The following is a 19,646-nucleotide window of genomic DNA, read 5'->3' as shown; positions in this document are numbered from 1 at the left end:
CCGCGCCCCCGCGCGTCACAGGCCCCGACAGCTCCGGCTGCCGGGGCCTGTTGCGTGCCACCGCATCGCAACGCGCTGTCTCACAACGTGCGGCTGCTGCTGGGCACGCGCGGCGACGGAGTGTGGCGGCAGTACGCTGGATGCACGCAGACAGAAGGGTGCCAGGGTGGCTCAGCAATTCACGGTGCGTCGCGCACGCACGAGCGACGTCCCCGACATCCAGCGCCTGATCGAACCGCTCGTGCAGGAGCGAATCCTGCTCGGCAAGGACCTCGTCGTCTTCTACGAGGCGGTGCAGGAGTTCCGGGTCGCCGAGAGCGATACCGGTGAGATCATCGGATGCGGCGCGCTGCACGTGATGTGGCAAGACCTCGCCGAGGTGCGCACGCTCGCCGTCTCGCGGGCGTGGCGCGGCACCGGCGTCGGTCACGCCCTGCTCGACCGGCTGATCGACGATGCCCGCGAGCTCGGCCTCTCCCGCGTGTTCTGCCTCACCTTCGAGGTGCCGTTCTTCGTGCGTCACGGATTCGCCGACATGGGCACGGAGACGGTGGCGCCCGAGGTCTACGCCGAGCTCGTGCGTTCACCGGACGAGGGCGTCGCCGAGTTCCTCGATCTGGCGAGGGTCAAGCCGAACACCCTTGGCAACACCCGCATGCTCAAGCGCCTCTGACGCGCCCGGCCCAGCCTGCGAAAGCGCTGAATCACCGGGTAAATGCCGGGCAAAGCGCATGTGGCGTTCTAGCCTGATGGCATGTCGACGATCAAGAATCCCGTCGGCCCCCAGCCCAGCAAGGTCTACTGGCGCCGGAGGCTCGTAGTCCTGCTCGGTCTGCTCGCCGTCATCGTTGTCGTCGTGCTGATCATCGTGCGGCCCGGTGGCAACGCCGAGGCGCAGAAACCCGATTCCACCGGCTCTTCCAATCAGACGACGGATCCCGGCAGCAGCACGGGCCCGACGGCCCCTGCCTCCGCCGACGGGGCGTGCGCGCCTGAGGTTGTCACGGTCGAGGCCGTCACCGACGCCGGCGACTACGCGGCCGACCAGCAGCCGGAGCTCTCGCTCGTCGTGACGAATACCGGAGCAACGGCGTGCACCCTCAACGTCGGCACGGCTGCCCAGGTCTTCACCGTCAAGAGCGGCGAGGACGTCTACTGGACCTCGACCGACTGCCAGACGGAATCCAGCGATGTGCCGTTCGAGCTGAAACCGGGGGAGCCCGTGAAGTCGGCCGCGCCGATCGTCTGGGACCGCACCCGTTCATCGCCTGACACCTGTGACTCCGCCGAACGCGACTCGGCTCCAGCCGGGGGCGCCTCCTACCACCTGTCGGTGAGTGTCGACGGCGTGGAATCAGCCAGCTCGAAGCAGTTCATCCTCAACTAGCGGCCTTCGGCGCTGAGCTGCTGTTCGGTGTCCCTCCGTTGTCCTCCGCTGGCCCTCCTGCGCGGGCGCTCGGCCGGTGATTCTGGCGCCACGCCGCACGAACGGGCGCCCCGCTCGGCGTGTTCACCGCAACACCGGCCGAGCGCACGCCGCGAGCGAACGGCCGGGGGCCGGGCGATCGGCTTTGGCTAGGCTGGAGTCATGGCATCCGGAGCTCAGAAGAAGACCAAGCGCGTGGGCGGGCACCCGGCGAGCAAGGCGGCCAAGGCCGCGAAGAAGGGCCCGGGCGCCGAGGAGTTCCGTTCGCAGGCCCTCGCCGAGGCGCTCGAGCGCCAGGACATGGCCGCGGTCGCACTCGCGTTGCGCAACGGCAACACGATCGTCCCGCTGATGAAGGCCGGTGACCGGGATCGACCGCTTGAGTCGGGTGAGGTGTGGACATACCGCGACCCGAACACGGGCGAGATCGCGCTGCTGCTCTTCAGCGATGCGCGCAATAAGCCGGCGAACCTTCCGCCCGCCGTCGGCCTGCAGGGCCCGGAGTGGCTGAAGACCTTCCTGCGTCGCTACAGCGAGCAGATCACGACGGTGTTCTTGGACATCGCCGGCCCCCACCCGATGCAGGCCTCGCCGGCCGAGCTGCTGGCCGCGCTCGAGCTCTAGGCTCGGCTTCAGGGCTCCGACTCAGAACGCGCCGTCGAGCTCCCGTTCGCGACTCTCCGCCCGTTGCTGGCGCTGCTCGGCCGGGGTGCCCGGCCCGGCGAGCCGCAGCCGTTCGAGTGCGGCCGTGACGCTGCCGAGTTCGGCATCCAGGATCTTGTTGAAGCCGAGCCGTCTGGCCTCGGCCCCGCGGAGCTTGCCGGCCGTGACCGGGCGCACCTCCCCGGCCAGGCTGATCTCGCCGTAGGCGGCCATATCGTGGGGGACCGGGCGGTCATGCATCGCGGAGGCGATGGCGACGGCAATGGCGAGGTCGGCGGCGGGTTCGCTCAGCCGCACCCCGCCGACGGTGGAGATGTAGACATCGAGCTGCCCGACGCCGGAGAGCTTGGCCCGGCGCTCGAGCACGGCGAGGATCATCGCCACCCGCGAAGGGTCGACGCCGTTGACCACGCGCCGCGGCTGGGGCCCGGTGGACTTGACGAGCAGCGCCTGCACCTCGACGGGGAGCGCACGCCGCCCCTCGAGGGCGACGGTGACGCAGGTGCCGCTGACGCCGGTCGCGCCCCGGCTGAGGAAAAGCCCGCTGGGATCTGGCACCTCGGCGATGCCGTCTCCGGTCATCTCGAAGCAGCCGACCTCGTCGGTCGGTCCGAATCGGTTCTTCAGCGCACGCACGAAGCGCAGCGCTGTCTGCCGATCGCCCTCGAACTGGCACACGACGTCAACGAGGTGCTCAAGCAGTCGCGGCCCGGCGATCGAGCCATCCTTCGTCACGTGGCCGACGAGCAAAACGGGAAGGTGGCGGTCCTTCGCCACGCGGATGAGCGTCGACGCGACCTCGCGCACCTGGCTGGGCTGGCCGGCGAGACCGTCGGAGAGCGAGCTGGCGACGGTCTGCACCGAGTCGACGATGAGCAGCTGTGGTTCGACGGCGTCGATCTGGCCGAGGATCGTCGCGAGATCGGTTTCGGCGGCCAGGTAGAGGGTCGGTACGAGCGCATTCGTGCGTTCGGCGCGCAGACGAACCTGCTGCACCGATTCCTCGGCGCTGACGTAGAGCACCTTCTGGCCCGTCGCCGCCGCACGGGCCGCCACCTCCAGCAGCAGCGTGGACTTGCCGACACCGGGTTCGCCGCTCAGCAGGATCGCCGCACCGGGAACGATGCCGCCGCCGAGAACGCGATCGAACTCGGCGATGCCGCTCGGCCAGTGCTGCACGGACTCGGTCGTCACCGCCGTGATCGGCCGGGCGGAGCGAGCGTCAGAGATCTGCACCGGCCGCAGAGTGCGTGCCGGTCCGGCCTGATCGGCGAGGTCCTGAACGGAGCCCCACTGCTGGCATTCACCGCATCGCCCGACCCAACGAATGCTGGTCCACCCGCACTCGACACAGCGGAAGGAACTCACGGATTTGGCCATGCTCCGAGGTTAGCCTGCTGCTCTGACAGGGGTGCCTGTCGGGGCCGGTGCCAGGCCAGAGAGCACGGATGCCGCATCGCGCGACGCGCGCGGCATCCGTGATTGACGCCCTCGATTCGCGCTCGGCGCCTCTCGCAACTAAACTAATCCGCGGTACCGTGTCCGAGCGGCCGAAGGTGCAACTCTCGAAAAGTTGTGTGGGTGAAAGTCCACCGTGGGTTCAAATCCCACCGGTACCGCCATTGGGCCCTTCTAGGGTCTGGTCGATTTCGTTCTAAGAACTGGGATCAAAAGAAGAGGGCCTCCGCATTGCGGAGGCCCTCTTCTTCGTTTCTTGACCGTTATCGGTTTTCTTCACCGGCCAAGTCCTGTACGGACCTCGCTGCTGGGCCCAAGCGCCAGTTTTACGGCAGGCTGGCGCCGTCTGTCCTTGACCCGGGTGTGAATCTGTCGATCGGGGGCAGCACAAATAGCGCCCTGTTCGGCGCGAATGAATCAGTTGGGTGGCCTGGAGGCAGGCCTATGTTCTCAGAGGGTCGGATCTGCCTTCAACGATGACCACGTCTGGTGCCGGTCCCCAAGTGCGCTTGTACTTGCTGTGTGCCTTCCGGTCCCGTCGACGCGACTCGGGGTAGCGCCTCTCAATCTTCTGGAAAATCTCGCGCCCCTCCTCCGCGAGGAACGACTGTAGCTTCCGCATGTTCGCCGAGATGACGAGCATTGTGATGAGAACTTGTTGCGCGGCCATTCCGCGCGCAGAACGACGTTGTGGGTTCGAGAGCGACTCGTGGGCATCGTTCTTGATATACCCGTTCATGCCCTCGACGGCATTTCGATCGAACTTGTAGATCTGGGCCCATTCCGAAGATTGGAAGCGATACCTTTGCGCAAAGCGGATCGTGTCGTCGTTCTCCTCGAACACGGCTGAAGATTGGCAGCAGATCGCCGGCGGCTTCTCCGGGAGGTTCTTCTTCAGCACTCGAGGCTTCGTCTTCTTTGAGGACTCGGGGTGGATTTCTCGCAGTGGGCACTCGATCTTTGCTTGGGGACCAAGTGCCGGGCACATCTTCTTCACTTTGCCGTCCGCGTCAGGCTTCTCCTTGTTGCGCGCTGCGTATCGTGCTCGTTCGTCGATGAGGGTTCTGTATGTGTGCTCATCGAATTCTTTCGCCTCCGCGCGAACGGAAAGGTTGATGAGGTCTTTCGGGGTGCCCGGGCAGAGGTGCTCGCCCTCGACATAGATCGTGCCGTTTTGCCCACCGTCTTGTTTTCCGAACTCGGTGCGCTTCATATCAAACACGAGGTCGAATTCCATGTCCCGGAGCGGACGATGAAGGTTGGACACCTTCTCGTTTGGGAAGTATCCACGGTCGGCGGTGAAACGCCCCGGCACATGCCCGGCCTGTACGAGCTGTCGCGCGAGCTTGACAGCTTCTTCACCTATTTGCTCACCCGGCTTGCTGAGGTTGAATGCGCGAATGGTGATCGGGTAGTTGGGCTTCGTCCCTGGAGTGTCTGCGGTGTTAATGATGAAGTTTGCGGCGAATCCCCAGATGTACTCTTCACCCTTGACATACCAGGCGGCATCAATCTCGGCGACAAGTCGCTCTTCCATGCCCTTAGCTTGCTTGTCGCGTTTGGTGCCCTTCTTGCTGAAGACTGGAATCGGGGTCTGGTCGACGGAAAGATTAGCCCGACGCTGCAACCTCCGGAGGCGTCGTGGCTGCATCGTGAATGTCATCTGCACGAACTTCTCTGAGAACAGGTCGAGCCGTTCTTTGCGGCGCCGCATCATGTTTCTGTCGCGGCCCGTGAAGATCTTCTCGCGCTGCTCGTTCGTGAGGAGGTATCGCCGCGTCTTCTTTGTGTCGAGATGTGGGTCCATGGTGTCGACCAGGCGGTGGAACGCGTTGTACGCCTGGTTGAACCAGTTCTTCCTCTCGGTGCCGCCACCTCCTTGGCGCGGCGGAAGCGAGTTTGGAATCCTGAGGAACTCGCGCGATTCCGGAGAAAGGCGCCGGTGTAGAACGTTCGCCATTTCCGTGATGTTTAGTGGTGCATGCTCTCGAGCCAGCAGTAACATCACGACAAGCATTGCGTGATCGTTCACGTACGGGGCTGGCCCGCCCGGGTGTTTTCCCAACCGATCTTCCGCACGCCACTCGAGGACCCGACCAAGCAGGCCTGTCATCTGGATGCACTTGTCGACGGTGAGCACGGCAGAGTGCGGGAACACAGAAGTCTTGCCGGAGAAAGTCGCGAGTTCCGCATCCGTGAGGCGCTCGGCGAGATCGAGCTCGAACCCTTCGACGAGATCAGTCATTCGCCAAGCTCCCGTGCGCGAGCTCGCGATCAATGGGTGAGACCGCCGGGAGGCTGGCTACATATGGAACGAGTGCCGAGAGCTTGTGTAGACCCGCAATCTCCAGCACGAGGTCGATGCGAAGCCCGCAGGTGAGATGACCGATGATCCAGGTCGCCCGCATCCGTGATGCAGTCGGGCGAGGAGCCTTCGGGCCGTTTGTGGTGAGCGTAGAAAGGAGCGGGGCCGGCTTTGCCGATCGGTGGCCGATGATGACGAAGTCTTCGGAGGCGCGGCTGGCAAGGGCCTGGCGAAGGGTTTCGCACCATTCGCGGCGCATCGGGACGATGCGGGGTGATGAGCCCGCGCGGACATGGATGTTCATGTCCGTGCAGTCATCGCTGATGTCTTCAACGCGGACTGCGACAAGTTCCACGGCGCGCAGCCCGGCACCCAGGCCAAGCGCGACGAATGCAAGATTGTTAGAGCGACGGTGCTCCGACCCGCGCGCATGGGCAGCGGCCAAAAACGCTGCTTGTTCGCGTGAGGTGTACGGAAGCAGCGGTGGGAGCGGAGCGACCGGAATAGCCCTCCGGGAGTCTTCACCGTCTCCGCAGCGTCGCACAAACGTGTTCAGTCTCCTCAACACTGCCGCTCGGTAGCTTGCGCTTGTGCCTGTCCCGAGCTCCATGGCGGCGAAACGTTGGACTTGGTGAAAGGTCCAGTAGTCGGCGGGCTCGTCGAGGCTTGCGCCAGTACTGGTCCGGAGCCAGAGGGCAAAGCGAGTGGCGACGGTCAGGTGAAACCTGATCGAGGCTGGCGATTGTGGTTCGAGCTGATTCACGCTGGCAACCACGAAAGACCTGATCGCGTCCCAGTGCGCACCAGCCGAACGGGAGACATAGTTCGCGACGACATGGCGGGTAACCTCAGAGTGGTCATTGTATTCGACAGGCGTGCCAATGTCGACACGGACGGCGGTGGGGGCGACTTCAGGCGCGGGGATCATCACGCACTGTTAGATGCGAACGCGAGGTGCCCCAATAGGCAATGTGCCCCTTTGGGATACATGGAGATTTCGGCCTAGGCTCGTTCTGTGACCGCCCCTCGTTTCGTACCGCGCAGCTACGCACTCTCCGCCAAGGATTTTGGCACCACATCTCAGATTCGCTGGCGATCTGCGGAAGGGCTCAGCACCGGCGATTACGTCAACCTTCGAGTCGCGCAGGTCCACCACGCGCTTTCGCTCCGCGTGCGCAATGCTGTCGCAGTGAACGGCACGACCATCATGGAGCTTGCTGATGGCATGGGGATGAACCATCTTCGACTTGGTCGGCTACTCCGGGGCGAGATCGTCCTGCGATTTGAGGACGTCGTCTTGATTGACGACGAGCTCGGTACGACCATGCTCCAGGAGATCGCAGATGTGCTCGCAGGCTCGATGAACCAGCGCCGAACTGCCAACGACACGGTGCGCTGACCGTCAGAACGACAGCGGGTGATTTGTCGCGGCGTCGGGGTCAACGAATTGCAACAGTCGGTCCAAACCTTCGGCGTTCTCGAGCCCCGCGGCTTTGAGTAACGCGATCAGCGGGGCGCCGGAGTTGAGGTGATACACGAGCCACGTCGCTCGCATCTTGCGTGCCTGAAGCGGGACCTGCGCCGGATGCCGAGTGACGAAGTCAGTGACGAGGTTGTGATTTAGCGCATCGCGTCCTTCTCGGAACAGCCATGTGTCCGGTGATTCGGATTTCTGCGCGAGAATGAGCGCCGCACTCCACTCGTCGAGGACCGGGACCGTCCTGGCGCGCGGACCCCTAACCGCGACTGTCACTCCGCTCGCGGCCAGTTTGATGTCGCCGATATGAGCCCGCCCGATCTCGCTACCGATGAGGCCGGCGCCGAGCCCCAGGCTGAGCAGTCGCTGCGCCTGAGTGCTCCGGGCCGAAGGCAACGACCGCGCCCACGCGCTCAGCATGATCTGCTGCGCTTCGGAGTAGGGCGCGTTCGGCACTGACGGCCCAAACGCCCGTTCGCGGGGCGGCTCCGCAAGGCCCGGCAGTAGCACTTCGCTAACCCGGCGGAGTCGAGAGCGCATCGTCCCGCGCCCGGCCTTTGTGTAGCGAACCAAGCCCTCCATGCAGAACCTGTCGATGGTGTGCGGGTCGAACGCAACTTCGCGATCAAGCGGGAGCCCGGCTTGAGTCACCATCCAGGCCGCGAGCGGCGTAACGGCGGCGTAAAGCTCGACGTCTCGATATGGAGTGAGCGCGACCGCGTCAACGACCGAGCCATCGACGAAAGGCTTGAGCTGAAGCCAGAGCTGAACGGGAAGTCGGGGAAGGTAGTCAGCCATAGTCGCCTCGCAAAGTTGCGCCCAACTGGCTGTGTGTCCTCGAATCGAAACTCGAGCCGCGGCAGCCACGCCCAGAGGGCAGTCCGGTCGTGTGCGGTGGCAACCAATTCGGGAGATCAACCGCCCGCTTGTGTTTAATACTATCAACACCGTATCTTGGTGTGAATGACCAATTGGACTGGCGTACATCGCGCGCCCATTCAGGCTGACGGCGCGCTCGCCTCTAGTCTTGAGGCATGCCCCGGACCGCCCGCAGAAAGCCGAACGAGATCGTTCGCTCGTGGCCGACGGTGAAGTCTGAAGACCCGGTCGGTGAAGTCGCGAGGCGCTTTACTCTCAACCTGCGCGAAGCGATCGGGGAGCGCAGCATTCGCGCCGCAGCCCGCGCCGCTGATCTCAGCCATGTGACGCTCGTCGCCATTCTCGAAGGCCGGACGTGGCCCGACATGGAGACGATCGCGAAGCTGGAGCTCTTTCTTGACGCGGACCTCTGGCCCGGGCGCCAAAAGCCTTCGTCAGACGAGCAGCCGGCGGACTAGAGCGGTATCACCGTTAGCTTCGAGGTGTGATTTGAGTGATTCGACGAGCATGACGCTCACCTCGCCTGGGCGTATCGGTTTGCCTGGATTGCGGACGGCGACAGTCGTGTCGGAGCATGCCGTTAGCGTCCAGCTCCTGCCGCGAACCCTTCCTGTGGGCGCGAACGTGCGGATCAAGCTGCGCGATGACTTGACCTACAGCGGTAACTAAGCGCTGAACGTTGCCGGGACGAGTTCGCCTTCTCGTCCTCTTCGGCGCCGCCGTCCTGCTTCCTCAGTGTCGCTGCGCAGCCTGATTGGGCCAGCTAACGTGGTTACGGTCGCGGGGGTCGTGGCGACTGCGGGAAAAGTGGCAGCGACCCGATCGCTGCGCCGCACCCCGCACATGCCGGGAACGGACGGTGCCTCGTGACTCTTGGTCGCAATCGCAGGGGTGCCATCGGCGCGATTCACCTCGCGCGTTTGCAGTATGCAAGGATTCAGGAGTGAACCGCAAACTTATTGCTGCTGGTATTGCAGGTATCGCCGCCACGATGCTGGCTGGTTGTACCCAGGCTCCAGAGAGCGTCGCGACTCGCGAGTATGAGGGGTTCCCGGACAGCTTTCATGGCGGAATTGCCGACCTGCCGACCGAGGGGTATGCCGTTCTGATCGACGACGGAGAGACCCTCTCTTACACGATGAGGGCCATGTCAGGTTGCTTTGGGGTGGCGACCAGCATTCGCGCAAACGACTCGGATCAACTTGAATTGCTCCTGACTCCGCACCAGCGAGAATTCCCATGCAACTCTGCTGAACGCGCCGTGACCTATGAAGTGCCCATCCCGGAATCGGTGGGCTCAGTGCAGCTAGACCGCATTTCGGTGGGCAACTTTGTAGTGGCGCTTGAAGCCGCGGGAGAGCCCGGGTAGTCCCGACCCTCCCGCGGCGCGGTCGTATTAGCGGATCGTGCGGTTACACCCGCGTGCGGTACTGAAACGCATACCGACCGTCACTGGTTCGTGCGCAATAGGACAGCACGGTGTACCCCTGCAAGGTGCTGATAAGTGACCGACGAGTCGCACACTTTTCGTACGTACTGAAGTACTCTGCCACGTTGCCCTCTGCATGGGCAGGAACTACCCCGCCGAACGCTACGCTCCCCGCGATCAATAGCCCACTCATAGCGGTGACAGCAAAACGGCGCACAGATTTGTTCATGATTCCCCCAGTTTTATCTTCGAGCAGAGCCGAAGCGGCCCCCGGCGCTCATGCTAGCGCGATCACTCAAAAAAACGGGTCAATTGGTATGTGAATGCTAACGTGGCTCCGCCGCCGGCCGAGAGTAGCTTCTGGAGCGAAAAGACCAGGAGATCACCATGCACACCGAAGCCATTGCAGTCGCCTTTCAGTCAGATTGGGCCTTGGTTCATTGGATGGTGGCGCTCGGGCTTGTTGCGATCGCCTTGGGCGTTTTCTGGTTCGCGGAAGGGCTCGGTGAGTGGGCGGATGCTGCCGCCAGCACAGGCACTTGGGTGCGCAGCACAGTGAAGTGGGTTGTGCTGATTGCTTCAGCGCTCACACTCTTCTTCGCCCCAGGCGCGATGATGCGTCACGTCGAGGTGCAGGCCGCCACATGGATTGTGATTGTGCTGTGTCTTGCTGGCGCGGTGGCGCTTGCGATTCACGGTCTCGACGCCTATGAGCAGCGGTCTGTCATCCTCGGCGGCGCAGCTGCGCTCGTGGCGGGCGCCCTGCTTGGCGGACTCAATGATGCGATCACGCGCATAGCTGCTTCGGTGCCAATGACCGTCACTGGGTTCGTCCTACTCGTCCTCTGCGGGGTCGCTGCTCTGTTCTTTCACTTTCGCCGCACAAGCTGATTGGGCTCTCCCCGGCGGCGGCGGCGGCGTGGTGGTGGCGGAGTCGTGGCGATCGCAAGAAACAGGGGCAGCCCCCCGATCGCCATGGTGATCAAGGATTCATATGCAGTCACTGGGCAGCCTTTCTGTCACATTGTCTTCTGGCCACGGAATCATGCTCGGCCACCTAGTCATATGCGGCAACTGGAAGCAGCTGCCAGTGGAGCGCCGATGCCGACTCACCTATTGCCTAAGGCCGCGGCGGGCACAGATTCTGTTCGCCCTGCGCGAGCATCCCCACCGAAACCATGAAAGCCCGGTATCTTTGAAACAGGACGGTCGGTATTGAATGGCCAGCATGCAGACCCGCAAGCCAGCGGGTTCCAAGTGCGGGCAGTCGACGAGAGCTTCTCTCGATTCCGATCCAAAGCCGCTCGCTCACCCAAGCGACTCAGCGGAGTCCTAGACCAACAACCGAACGTGGCTTACCGAATGGGCTGCAAACAATGAAAGGTACCTAGCAAAATGACCACACGTCGTATTGCCAACGTCCGCTACAGCGGAACTGTCCGCACCCACGAGACGCTCTCCGAGTTCAAATGGGTGGACTCCCTCGGAACGATCGGCAACAACACCAAGGCAGGGATGGTCGCCTGGCTGGACGCGGCCGGAACTTCCGCACACGTGGGCACCGGACCCTCACGGGTTGAGGTGGCGGTAGTTCGCACGCCGGGCGTCACGCCGCACCTGCGCACCCACGCGGATGGCAAGTACAACAACAACCTCTTGTCGCTGCCGCTCTTCTAGGCCGCGAAACGCAGGCGGGCCGCCATCGGTTCGATGGCGGCCCGCCTCTGTCTGTCGCCCAACATTTTGCTTGCTGCTGGCCGGCGCTCTTCGCGCTGTGAACACCGTCTTGAGTTGCGACGAGAGTGCGACCAACTACCCCCTTCGGGGCGCTCATTGTGAGCAGAACCGAATGACAGCGTCCAATGACTACACGACTCGAGAGCAGCCCCACCGTTCGCGACACGGCAAGGCTCGCGACTTTTCGCGACGTGGGATGGATTGCAACGGTCTCGTCACGCGCGTTCGCAACCAACGCGAAACCGCGCTTCCGCGGGTGGCGGGTCGCTCTGGTGTGGCCGCTCCTCGCCATGGCCGTAGTGGGCCAATGCGCAGCGAAAGAGCAGTGGGTCGCCGGTCGGAGCACTGCGGTAGCGTTGCTCGCTCCCAACGGAAGCAAGCGGGCTCGGGTTCGGCGTGCAGCGGCGTTGGCCGCTCCCGGGGTGCTGGCCGTTCTCGTGGTGGGACTCCTCACCATGGTGATGGTGTTTGACCAGGTGGGAGCTCTCGTGCTTGGTGCAATCATATTCTCGCTCGCCGCGATATGGATGGTGCTCGCGACGATGGCGGCAAAAACGATCATTCCGCCGCGTGCCATTCTGCGCGACTTCAAGGAAATGAAACGGGCGCTGGGAAGCGGATGGACTGTGGAAGGGCTTGTCTCTGACGGCTCAGAGGTTGGTCAGTCGCTAGCACTGGCGACATTCGCCAGCGCCGCGCTTCCGGCGGGAGCGATCGTGTTCGCGTCGGCCAGTACCGAGCGCGTTGCGAAGCTTTACTCAAGGCGCATGACTCCTTGGGGCGACTCGGGGCTCGTCTTTTACAGACGTCTGCCCTAACAAAAGAGCGCCAGCATCGCGAGCGCTCCGACGAGCGAGGCAGTACAGATACTCCACGCCCGAATGGCCACAACCGTCGCAACCACTGATGCTGCGACAGCGACCAAACCCAGCCCCATCGCGAGAAAGGGGTGGAACGGCTCGGGCCAGGTCGCGAGCAAGATCACGGCCACCCTCGCGACCGCCACCACGGCAACGCACGCTGGAACAAATTCGAGCGCACGCCACCAAGCCCGCGTAAGGGTTGTTTTCAGATCGGGTGTTGTTACTGACGGGTGCATACCAATCTGTATGCGGCGAAACGAGAGGGCGTGGTGGCGGTTCCTGCGACAAGGGTGTGGGCGCTCAGAACTGGGTCGCGTTCGTCCGACTGCGTCTCTAGAGCTGGAGGTCGCTATCCAGCGAGTGACTCCGCCGATGGCTGCGGACAGCGCTTCATTAGCTCATCAAATCCAGATGAAAGCGCCGTGTCCGGAAGGGCGATATATGGGCTCCACGCCCCGACTGATTCAAGGAACACTTGCTCAGATGGTGGCTCAGGAAGGCTGAAGCCTTCACGAAGGAGGCAGTCTCTTGTATCGAGTTGGGCCTCATACAGGCGCTTCAGCTGCCCTGCGGTTGGGACCGGGCGATCGCTGGCACCAATGAGCTCCAAGCACTGATCGCGGGCTGCGGTATAGGCGGACCGCTGTTCAGAGGGAATGCTTGTGATTACGCCGCCGTCGGCGTCCCGGACGGAATCCCAGCCGAGGTCGCTCATGCATGCTGGGTAATTCTCGCTGAAGTCGGAATCGCTGCCAGTGCTGTTAGAAACGGCGGTGCAACCCGTGAGCAACCCGGCGACCCCAAATAGGACGCCGACGGTAACGTATGCGCCGATTCGCCTCGGCCGATCTCTGAGTGTCAAGCGCGAACCCGATCGACGTTCATCCTCGCGAGATCCAACCGTGTTGGTTTGGCGGGTGCTTCACGCCTCATCCCCACAATCCTTCTGGGACTTGGGGACATTTCTCGTCAAGATCGGCGACGGCCGTCACCGGTACCTCCGAGTATGGGCTCCACGCTCCAGTCCTGTAATAGCTCTCGATGAACTTCTCTCGCGAAGGCGGGTCCGAGGGTGTGTACCCGGCATCGATCAGGCAGTCGCGGAGCGTTGTCGTGTAGTACACGTACAGGTATTCCAACTGCGAGTCGGTTAGCTGCGAAAGGTACTTTGGATCGACGGGGTACTGCGCCTCGCAAGTGTATTGAGCCAGTGCAGATGGCTCCCTCTGGGCTTCTGTGACTCCAACGAGACCAACTCCGCCGTCTTCAGACGTCGCGTTCCATCCGGCGTCTCGCAGACACTGTGCGACTGCTTCAGGCCACTCCTGCAAGGAGACCAGGCGGACAAGCTCGACGTCGGGTCGCTTGTCGTCCGGTAGCGCCGCCCGCACCCATGCGTCTTCGATGGCCGCCGCGGTCAGCTGGTCGGCCGCGCTTTCAGACAAAGCGGCGGGCTTTGGAGATGGGGTCCGGGCTGGCGTGGGTGCGCTGCATCCGGAAAGCAGAAGCCCACTCACCGCGATCGCGATCGCAGCTGCAATCGGCAAGGGTCTGATTCTCATTGTTGTCCTTAGTCGGAGGGGCGCCGGCGCGAAACCGACGCCCCCAGGTGACCGCGCTATCCGCAGTAGTAGGTGCCCCAGCTGGCTGATGCGCCTGCGACGCTAGCCCCTTCAGTCATGCCGACCCAGAAGGTCTTAGCCCTCGTCTGGTTGACCGTGCCATTGGCAAATGTCACGGTCGAGTAGGACCCGCTGATCTTGTGCGCATGGGTGACGTTTCCGCTCCCTCCGCTGCCCGTGTAGACGTACTGGCTCGACGGGGCGCAATTTTTGGAGCCCCACGCCCATTCGCCCGCATATGCGGGGAGTGCAGATCCAGCAACCATGAGCGCCGCGCCGGCAGCCGCCGTGAGTCCTAGTGCCAGTTTCCTCTTCATTGAAGACCTCCAACTTCGTCACCGCGATCTGCGGTAATACATACCTACCGTATGGTTTGTTTTAAGGCAAGCAATGGACCATTCCCGTCGGACGCCTCTACGAGTGAAGCATCGTGTCCGGGGTCGTATCCTGTCCGACGAAGTCAGGGCACTCGAAGCTCGGTGATCGGTTCGCGGCTGGCGGCGTTCAGCGCAGGCGCAAGGGTTGCTACGAGGCCGATCATCACGGCAAGCGTCGCAACGCCAACCACATACGTTGGACCGGGCAGCGGGTCGTTGCTAATCGCGAGGAGGAGCAGGGCGAGCGTCGTTCCGAGGGCAGCGCCGATGAGTGAGAGCAGCCCCGTTTGGATGAGGAGAAGCGCGACGATGAGCCGTTGTGATGCGCCGAGTGCCCTCCTGCGCCCGAAGTCCTTCCGCCGAAGCATGACGATGCCATAGAGAATCGCAGATGTCAGCACCGCAGTCATCGCCAGGATGCCCAATGTGAGACTTCGCCCGAATGTCCCGAGCTGCCCTTCGATCAACGCCCGCAAGCTCGCAAGCCCCTCGCTGGTTGAAACTGTCACCTTCGTGGGGTCGCTTGTCGCGAGCACACCTGTCACGGCGGCCGCAACTGCCGCTACGAGATCCGGGCGTTCGGCGACGACCACGAGAATTCCGACCTCGCCCGGCGCGGTCAGCGGCTGGGGTGCGACGAGCATTGGTTCAAGGAAGCGAAGATGCTCTGGCACGTCGACCCCACCGACTACCGAGAGTTCCACGCCGCTCGTTTGTTTGACGCCGCCTACCCCGTCGGCAAGCCCCAAATCTTCGAGTGCTGGCGGTGACCCGTAACCTGTGTCTCCAGGGCCGGGCGGTACTTGTGCGAGGCCGAGCGGACGCCAGTCTTCGCTCCACGCGAGGCGCAGCGGGACCTTGGTGCCGCCGGAGAACGCGCGGTTTTGCACGTCAGTCGCGGCGCCGAACGCGCCGGCCCATTCGATGCCCTCGATGTTTCGGATGCGGCCGAGCACCGACGAGTCAAGCTCCGCCGAAGGTTCGGCTCGCATAATGATCGAGCGTGTGCCAGCAGAATCGATCGAGCCGATAACGGCATTCTCGGCGCCCACCGTTCGGCCGCTGGTCAGCAGCACGGACGCGCAGAGGCCGGCGATCATGACAACCGTTAGTGCGGACGCTACGGGTGCAGACATCGCTGTCGCCAGCGCCTCACGGAATACGGGGAGAATCGATCGCCTCGAGGCGCCCCCGCCGGAGAAAGGCCTCGCGTCGGCCGCCGCCGATTGATGCTGCACGATCAGAGCTCAATCTTGCGATGGCAGCGCGCGACTAGGGCGGGGTCATGGGTGACGACGATTACTGCGGCGCCCCGAGCAGCCTGGTCGTGCATCGCCTGGATGACGATGTCTGACGAGCTTGGGTCAAGATTGCCGGTCGGCTCGTCGGCGAGGAGAATCCGGGGGTCACCGATCAGTGCTCGGCACAACGCAATGCGCTGCGCTTGCCCGCCCGAGACTTGTCCCGGTTTCGCACCCGCGCGCAGGCCCACGCTGAACTGCTCCATCAGTGCCTCCGCCCGCTTCGCGGCCACAACACGCGATTCGTTCCGGTAGAGCACTGTCTCCAGGATGTTGTCCATGACTGTTCGGGAGGCATCGAGGGCAGAATCCTGGAATACGAACCCGAACACGCTCGCGCGAAGATGCGCGCGGGTGCGGTCTGGAAGTGCGTGAACCGGTTCGCCATCGAGCAGCACTCGTCCCGCAGCCGGCTTCAGCATCAAGCCGAGCAGGTATAGAAGCGTTGACTTCCCTCTCCCAGACGGGCCCGTTACCGCCACGACCTCGCCCGCTTGAAAGTCGGCGGACCACGACTGGAGCAGTGGCGCCGTGGCCTCATACGAGAACGACAGACCATCGGTGCTGAGCAGCGCTGCGCTCATTCCTGGGTGTCTTCCGAGACGGGGACTTGAACGCGCATCCCGGCCTTCGCGCCGTCAATGACGGACATGCCTTGTGCGTTTGCTGTCACGGTCACAGGGTGGGTCCGGCCTTCGTCGTCGATGACGTTGATTGTTCCATCGGCTTTCGTGAGGAGGGCGGCGGTGGGCGCGATGATTCCGGAGACGGGTTCTTGCAGCACGATTTCGCTTGTCAGAAGGTTCTGACCCGTTGCGGGCAGGAGAGCGCAGGAGTCTGCGCAGATCGGGGCGCCGTCGATTCCTTCTAGCGACACATCCACTTGATTGCCGTCTGCAGACGGTGCCTGTCCTGAAACGACGGCTGGCCATTTTGTGTCCTGAAAGGTGATGAGCACGGTCGTTCCCTCCGGCATCAGCGCAGCCTGGGTGGGCGTCGCCGGAATGCTGAAGCTCGGCGCGGCCGCGAGCCCGGATACGACTGACTCTCCACCGGCGAGGGTGGCTCCGCGGAACACGATTTCCTCGTCGATGACCACGCGGCCCGGGAGGTGAGGCACGAACACCAGGTCCCCGCGGTTGACGACTCCAGTCGCCTCGATGCCGAGAGATTCCTGCCATTGTTCGATGGCTCGTTCGCTTTCGACGCCGAGGTCGCCATCGACCGCTCCTTCATAGAATCCGAGCTCAGCGAGAAAGGCTTGCAATTGTGCGGCATCGGCGCCGACGGAGTCACGCGCGAGGGTACGGAACGCTGGCACGTCGCCCTCTGCCACAACGACGGGCCGGAGATCGACTGAGTAGAGGACAGCACCCGCCCCCACTTCGTTCCCTGCAGCTGCGGAAACGGATGTGACTGTCCCCGCTGCTAGATTGGTGCCAACGGGTTCCGGGTCCCACTTCGCGATTGCGTTGAGCGTGATCGAGGAACTCACCTCTCCTTCGGTCAGAGTCGCGAACGTGGATTTCGTGGGCGCAAGGACGTCACCGGGCGAGGCGAACACCGCGGACGCTGCCCAACCGAGCGCACCGCCTACGGCTAGTACAACGACTCCAGACACGGCCCAAGCAGGCCATTTCGCGCGATCGTTCATCGAACGCGCAACTCCGACTCGACCACAAACGATGCCAGTTCATCCGTGTATGGATGACCTAGTTGATCACTCGCATTGAAACTGCCGGATGCCACCCCATCGCAAAGACGACCGCTCATAACTCCCTTTCCGAATGCTTCGCCCCAACCTAGGAATCTGGCGTTGCTGGGCTCTGACCGGAGCCGGAGCCACGGTGAATACAAGCTACGCCGTGCGGAGACTAAAACCAAACGAATGGTTTTCTTTGGACTTACTCGCGACGTCGTTCAAGCGCCGACGGCTGGATTCGTGCCGATATCCCGAGGGGCCCGGGTGACTGGCGGAGTTTCTCGTTGATTGCGCGCCACTCATCGCGAGACAGTCGAGCTGGCATTGTGCCTGATGCTGCCCCGAAATGGGGACGTAGAGCGGCGCCTTTAAAACCAACCAAACGGTATTCTTGGTGCCGGAGCCAGAGCCGATCACGCTCGCTCGTTTCGTCGGCTGGGGGAGCTGTGGGTGATTTGCTCGTTGAATTTGAGCGCGCGGTAGCGCGGAAGCTCACACATCGGCAATCGATCAGTGAAGTCTTCGTCACTGACGTTCACCCCATCTCCGCCGACACGTTCGTCGCTGGCATCCAGCTGCCTAGGCGCCATGCGCTTTTCGGCTCGCCAGCGACCCGCGTCGACTCGCATCTGATTATCGAGATCATCCGCCAACTCACGATCGTCACCTGCCACACCTTCTACGACGTCCCGCTGACGTCAAAGTTTTTGATGTCCGGCGTCGGGTGCGTGATCAACGAGCTCGCCGAGATAGCGTTCGTCGCCGGAGGCTCAACTGATTGCGTGGTCACTCTTCGCGGGCGAGATGTCGTGCGTCGACCGTCGGGGGACCTCCGCAGCATCAGAGTAGATATGGAGGTTGTACGCGCAGGGCTCGTCGTCGCTACTGGCCACGGCGATGCCATTATCGCCGGCCCAAACGTCTACAGCCGGATCAGAGGTGAGCGGGCGAACCACAGTTCACTCGACTTCAGGCGAGAACCCGGTGACCACGTGGAGTCGGCGACGGTTGGGTACTCGGCTGAATCAGACGTCGTCCTCGCCGCTTCCGGTGCCGAGCACTGGCGTCTCAGCGTCGACACCACGAACCCTTTCTACTTCGACCACCCTCTTGATCACGTCCCGGGAGTGCTGGCAATCGAAGCAGCCCGTCAAGCGATTCGAATCGCGCAAGAAGACCCTCAGCTTGACCTTGCTCGTGTCGAGGTCTCGCTCGCGCACGTGCTCGAGTTTGGCGAGCCGATCGACGTTCTGCTGATGCGCACTGCGCCTGGATATGTCGTCGAGTTCGTGCAGGCGGGGCGTATCGCTGTGCGGGTCGTGTGCGAGGCGAGGGCGACTCTCTGAGCGCTCAATCGCGAACGTGTCTAGACGGCCGAGTGGAAGTAGGAAGCCATGACTGGTTCAACAAACGAAGACGTCGCATTCGCCGTCGTCACGAAGTCTTTCGACCCAGGAATGTTCATTGAAGCACTCGAACCCTACGCCTCTGGCCGCTGGCCGATCCGACTTGAGGCCGTTTCAAAGGTCACCCGGCTGATCGCCGTGTACCGGGGCGGGCCGATCGCCGTGTGGCGGGTGCGAGGCGTGTTCGAAACAGAATGGGTCTAAGAAAATTCGTCGCCAACCCCTACACGTTGGCTCCTCGGCTGGTCGGGAGTCGGTGAGGCAACGCTACCGGGATGGGCTACCGGGACGTCACTTGCCGAATGGTGGCAACACTTTAAGCAGGCCGGCTGACTTTTCGACATTCCATCTGAGCTTGCCGTGTTGTCGCCCAAGCCTCAGCGTTCCAGAGAACGCATCCTGTTTCGGGCCAGAAGTCGGATTCGCACAGGCGCAGTCATCCCCGTCGACGGTGCCCCGTTTACGAGTTGTGGGGATAGTCGAAGGAATTCCGGTCGAGGGAGGTCAGATCGGTGCTCAGCGTCGTGTCCGAACGATTAGAGACGAGTACGACGCCATGGTGCGGCAAGTCGCGAGAAGTGAGGTGCCGCAGCTGGTCGGGCCAACCGGCGTTGCGCTACTGCCGGATCCAACCATTGACGACGACTTCACCCGTGCAGTAGATCTGGCTGCCCGAGCGATTGTCGCGGGCTTAGACCCGATTGAAGCCCGCCTGGCGGCGAACGCGGAGCTGCTGCGCAGTGGGCTGGACGTTGTCGCGCTGCGCTCCGGTGATCTTCGGCGTCACAGTGACGCGGTGCGCGCAATCCGTGACGACGGAGACGCGGAACTGCTCTTCAGGCTGATGCTCGAGCGCTACGACTAGGACGACTAGCGCGCGGGGCGAGTACGCGCGGATCGCAGCCGGGCTCGTTTTGCGCAATGCCGTGCGCGAGATATCGAAATCTGCGAGTCTCGGTTAGGAACGGTAGTCGGCCTAACGTCCAATGGAGGAGCCTGGT

The 19,646-nt window shown here is 63.1% G+C and carries 21 protein-coding genes and 1 tRNA gene; 13 read left to right on the top strand and 9 right to left on the bottom strand.

Annotated features, from left to right (window positions below):
* Positions 1 to 166: 166 nt before the first annotated feature.
* The 3 genes from ASC66_RS04490 (at position 167) to ASC66_RS04480 (ending at position 2,050) form a co-directional block, all read left to right on the top strand.
* On the top strand, positions 167 to 673 hold the full coding sequence (locus tag ASC66_RS04490; protein ID WP_055835176.1) for an amino-acid N-acetyltransferase: 507 nt from the start codon (positions 167 to 169) through the stop codon (positions 671 to 673).
* Positions 674 to 754: 81 nt separating this feature from the next.
* On the top strand, positions 755 to 1,387 hold the full coding sequence (locus tag ASC66_RS04485) for a hypothetical protein (RefSeq protein WP_055835173.1): 633 nt from the start codon (positions 755 to 757) through the stop codon (positions 1,385 to 1,387).
* 201 nt (positions 1,388 to 1,588) lie between these two features.
* Positions 1,589 to 2,050, top strand: a complete 462-nt coding sequence (locus tag ASC66_RS04480) for a hypothetical protein (RefSeq protein ID WP_055835170.1) — start codon at positions 1,589 to 1,591, stop codon at positions 2,048 to 2,050.
* 21 nt (positions 2,051 to 2,071) lie between these two features.
* Here ASC66_RS04480 and radA read toward each other — a convergent pair whose 3' ends face one another.
* Positions 2,072 to 3,469: a DNA repair protein RadA gene (gene radA / locus ASC66_RS04475; RefSeq protein ID WP_055835168.1), complete on the bottom strand. Its 1,398-nt coding sequence runs from the start codon at positions 3,467 to 3,469 to the stop codon at positions 2,072 to 2,074.
* Between the two features lie 152 nt (positions 3,470 to 3,621).
* Here radA and ASC66_RS04470 point away from each other — a divergent pair.
* Positions 3,622 to 3,711, top strand: a tRNA-Ser gene (locus ASC66_RS04470).
* Positions 3,712 to 3,989: 278 nt separating this feature from the next.
* Here ASC66_RS04470 and ASC66_RS04465 read toward each other — a convergent pair.
* Complete coding sequence (locus ASC66_RS04465; RefSeq protein WP_055835165.1) at positions 3,990 to 5,792, bottom strand: hypothetical protein; 1,803 nt, start codon at positions 5,790 to 5,792, stop codon at positions 3,990 to 3,992.
* A complete protein-coding gene (locus ASC66_RS17750) occupies positions 5,785 to 6,780 on the bottom strand; it encodes a tyrosine-type recombinase/integrase (protein WP_082492005.1) in 996 nt (331 codons plus the stop codon). Before ASC66_RS17750 ends, ASC66_RS04465 begins: the two co-directional genes overlap by 8 nt.
* An 87-nt stretch (positions 6,781 to 6,867) precedes the next feature.
* Here ASC66_RS17750 and ASC66_RS04460 point away from each other — a divergent pair, with 87 nt between their 5' ends.
* Complete coding sequence (locus ASC66_RS04460; protein WP_055835162.1) at positions 6,868 to 7,251, top strand: hypothetical protein; 384 nt, start codon at positions 6,868 to 6,870, stop codon at positions 7,249 to 7,251.
* 3 nt (positions 7,252 to 7,254) lie between these two features.
* Here ASC66_RS04460 and ASC66_RS04455 read toward each other — a convergent pair whose 3' ends face one another.
* Positions 7,255 to 8,127 carry a hypothetical protein gene (locus ASC66_RS04455; RefSeq protein WP_055835159.1) on the bottom strand — a complete coding sequence of 291 codons (873 nt, stop codon included), beginning with the start codon at positions 8,125 to 8,127 and terminating at the stop codon, positions 7,255 to 7,257.
* 236 nt (positions 8,128 to 8,363) lie between these two features.
* On the opposite strand from ASC66_RS04455, the gene ASC66_RS04450 reads away from it, so the two are divergent.
* From ASC66_RS04450 to ASC66_RS04430, 5 genes are all read left to right on the top strand, one after another.
* Positions 8,364 to 8,666: a hypothetical protein gene (locus ASC66_RS04450; protein WP_055835156.1), complete on the top strand. Its 303-nt coding sequence runs from the start codon at positions 8,364 to 8,366 to the stop codon at positions 8,664 to 8,666.
* Positions 8,667 to 9,151: 485 nt separating this feature from the next.
* Complete coding sequence (locus ASC66_RS04445; protein ID WP_055835153.1) at positions 9,152 to 9,577, top strand: hypothetical protein; 426 nt, start codon at positions 9,152 to 9,154, stop codon at positions 9,575 to 9,577.
* A gap of 447 nt (positions 9,578 to 10,024) precedes the next feature.
* Positions 10,025 to 10,528, top strand: a complete 504-nt coding sequence (locus ASC66_RS04440; protein ID WP_055835150.1) for a hypothetical protein — start codon at positions 10,025 to 10,027, stop codon at positions 10,526 to 10,528.
* A gap of 504 nt (positions 10,529 to 11,032) precedes the next feature.
* A complete protein-coding gene (locus ASC66_RS04435) occupies positions 11,033 to 11,314 on the top strand; it encodes a DUF3892 domain-containing protein (protein WP_055835148.1) in 282 nt (93 codons plus the stop codon).
* 482 nt (positions 11,315 to 11,796) lie between these two features.
* Positions 11,797 to 12,192 carry a hypothetical protein gene (locus ASC66_RS04430; RefSeq protein ID WP_157509639.1) on the top strand — a complete coding sequence of 132 codons (396 nt, stop codon included), beginning with the start codon at positions 11,797 to 11,799 and terminating at the stop codon, positions 12,190 to 12,192.
* 974 nt (positions 12,193 to 13,166) lie between these two features.
* Here the strand turns inward: ASC66_RS04430 and ASC66_RS04420 are convergent.
* The 5 genes from ASC66_RS04420 to ASC66_RS04405 form a co-directional block, all read right to left on the bottom strand.
* The gene (locus ASC66_RS04420) at positions 13,167 to 13,799 is read right to left on the bottom strand and encodes a hypothetical protein (RefSeq protein ID WP_157509638.1); all 633 of its coding nucleotides are present in this window, start codon (positions 13,797 to 13,799) and stop codon (positions 13,167 to 13,169) included.
* 56 nt (positions 13,800 to 13,855) lie between these two features.
* Entirely contained in the window at positions 13,856 to 14,176 is a 321-nt protein-coding gene (locus tag ASC66_RS18040) for a hypothetical protein (protein ID WP_157509637.1), read from the bottom strand.
* 143 nt (positions 14,177 to 14,319) lie between these two features.
* Positions 14,320 to 15,336, bottom strand: a complete 1,017-nt coding sequence (locus ASC66_RS04415; RefSeq protein ID WP_055835137.1) for an ABC transporter permease — start codon at positions 15,334 to 15,336, stop codon at positions 14,320 to 14,322.
* 140 nt (positions 15,337 to 15,476) lie between these two features.
* Complete coding sequence (locus ASC66_RS04410; protein ID WP_055835135.1) at positions 15,477 to 16,121, bottom strand: ABC transporter ATP-binding protein; 645 nt, start codon at positions 16,119 to 16,121, stop codon at positions 15,477 to 15,479.
* Positions 16,118 to 17,032, bottom strand: a complete 915-nt coding sequence (locus ASC66_RS04405) for a peptidoglycan-binding domain-containing protein (protein ID WP_162243472.1) — start codon at positions 17,030 to 17,032, stop codon at positions 16,118 to 16,120. The genes ASC66_RS04410 and ASC66_RS04405 overlap by 4 nt, the downstream gene beginning before the upstream one ends.
* Before the next feature lie 653 nt (positions 17,033 to 17,685).
* Here ASC66_RS04405 and ASC66_RS04400 point away from each other — a divergent pair.
* The 3 genes from ASC66_RS04400 (at position 17,686) to ASC66_RS04390 (ending at position 19,510) form a co-directional block, all read left to right on the top strand.
* Positions 17,686 to 18,585 carry a ScbA/BarX family gamma-butyrolactone biosynthesis protein gene (locus tag ASC66_RS04400; protein WP_055835127.1) on the top strand — a complete coding sequence of 300 codons (900 nt, stop codon included), beginning with the start codon at positions 17,686 to 17,688 and terminating at the stop codon, positions 18,583 to 18,585.
* Positions 18,586 to 18,633: 48 nt separating this feature from the next.
* The gene (locus tag ASC66_RS04395) at positions 18,634 to 18,849 is read left to right on the top strand and encodes a hypothetical protein (RefSeq protein ID WP_055835125.1); all 216 of its coding nucleotides are present in this window, start codon (positions 18,634 to 18,636) and stop codon (positions 18,847 to 18,849) included.
* Between the two features lie 379 nt (positions 18,850 to 19,228).
* A complete protein-coding gene (locus ASC66_RS04390) occupies positions 19,229 to 19,510 on the top strand; it encodes a hypothetical protein (protein WP_157509636.1) in 282 nt (93 codons plus the stop codon).
* The last annotated feature ends 136 nt before the right edge of the window (positions 19,511 to 19,646 follow it).

The organism is Leifsonia sp. Root4 (assembly GCF_001425085.1).
GTDB lineage: Bacteria > Actinomycetota > Actinomycetes > Actinomycetales > Microbacteriaceae > Microterricola.
This window is presented reverse-complemented; position numbering and strand designations above follow the sequence as displayed.

Excerpts from the sequence above, each read along its gene's own strand:
- ASC66_RS04415 (WP_055835137.1), bottom strand. The coding sequence starts at position 15,336 with ATGATCGCCGGCCTCTGCGCGTCCGTGCTGCTGACCAGCGGCCGAACG.
- ASC66_RS04450 (WP_055835156.1), top strand. The coding sequence starts at position 8,364 with ATGCCCCGGACCGCCCGCAGAAAGCCGAACGAGATCGTTCGCTCGTGG.
- ASC66_RS04410 (WP_055835135.1), bottom strand. The coding sequence starts at position 16,121 with ATGAGCGCAGCGCTGCTCAGCACCGATGGTCTGTCGTTCTCGTATGAG.
- ASC66_RS18040 (WP_157509637.1), bottom strand. The coding sequence starts at position 14,176 with ATGAAGAGGAAACTGGCACTAGGACTCACGGCGGCTGCCGGCGCGGCG.
- ASC66_RS04480 (WP_055835170.1), top strand. The coding sequence starts at position 1,589 with ATGGCATCCGGAGCTCAGAAGAAGACCAAGCGCGTGGGCGGGCACCCG.
- ASC66_RS17750 (WP_082492005.1), bottom strand. The coding sequence starts at position 6,780 with ATGATCCCCGCGCCTGAAGTCGCCCCCACCGCCGTCCGTGTCGACATT.
- ASC66_RS04395 (WP_055835125.1), top strand. The coding sequence starts at position 18,634 with ATGACTGGTTCAACAAACGAAGACGTCGCATTCGCCGTCGTCACGAAG.
- ASC66_RS04435 (WP_055835148.1), top strand. The coding sequence starts at position 11,033 with ATGACCACACGTCGTATTGCCAACGTCCGCTACAGCGGAACTGTCCGC.
- radA (WP_055835168.1), bottom strand. The coding sequence starts at position 3,469 with ATGGCCAAATCCGTGAGTTCCTTCCGCTGTGTCGAGTGCGGGTGGACC.
- ASC66_RS04420 (WP_157509638.1), bottom strand. The coding sequence starts at position 13,799 with ATGAGAATCAGACCCTTGCCGATTGCAGCTGCGATCGCGATCGCGGTG.
- ASC66_RS04485 (WP_055835173.1), top strand. The coding sequence starts at position 755 with ATGTCGACGATCAAGAATCCCGTCGGCCCCCAGCCCAGCAAGGTCTAC.
- ASC66_RS04465 (WP_055835165.1), bottom strand. The coding sequence starts at position 5,792 with ATGACTGATCTCGTCGAAGGGTTCGAGCTCGATCTCGCCGAGCGCCTC.
- ASC66_RS04455 (WP_055835159.1), bottom strand. The coding sequence starts at position 8,127 with ATGGCTGACTACCTTCCCCGACTTCCCGTTCAGCTCTGGCTTCAGCTC.
- ASC66_RS04440 (WP_055835150.1), top strand. The coding sequence starts at position 10,025 with ATGCACACCGAAGCCATTGCAGTCGCCTTTCAGTCAGATTGGGCCTTG.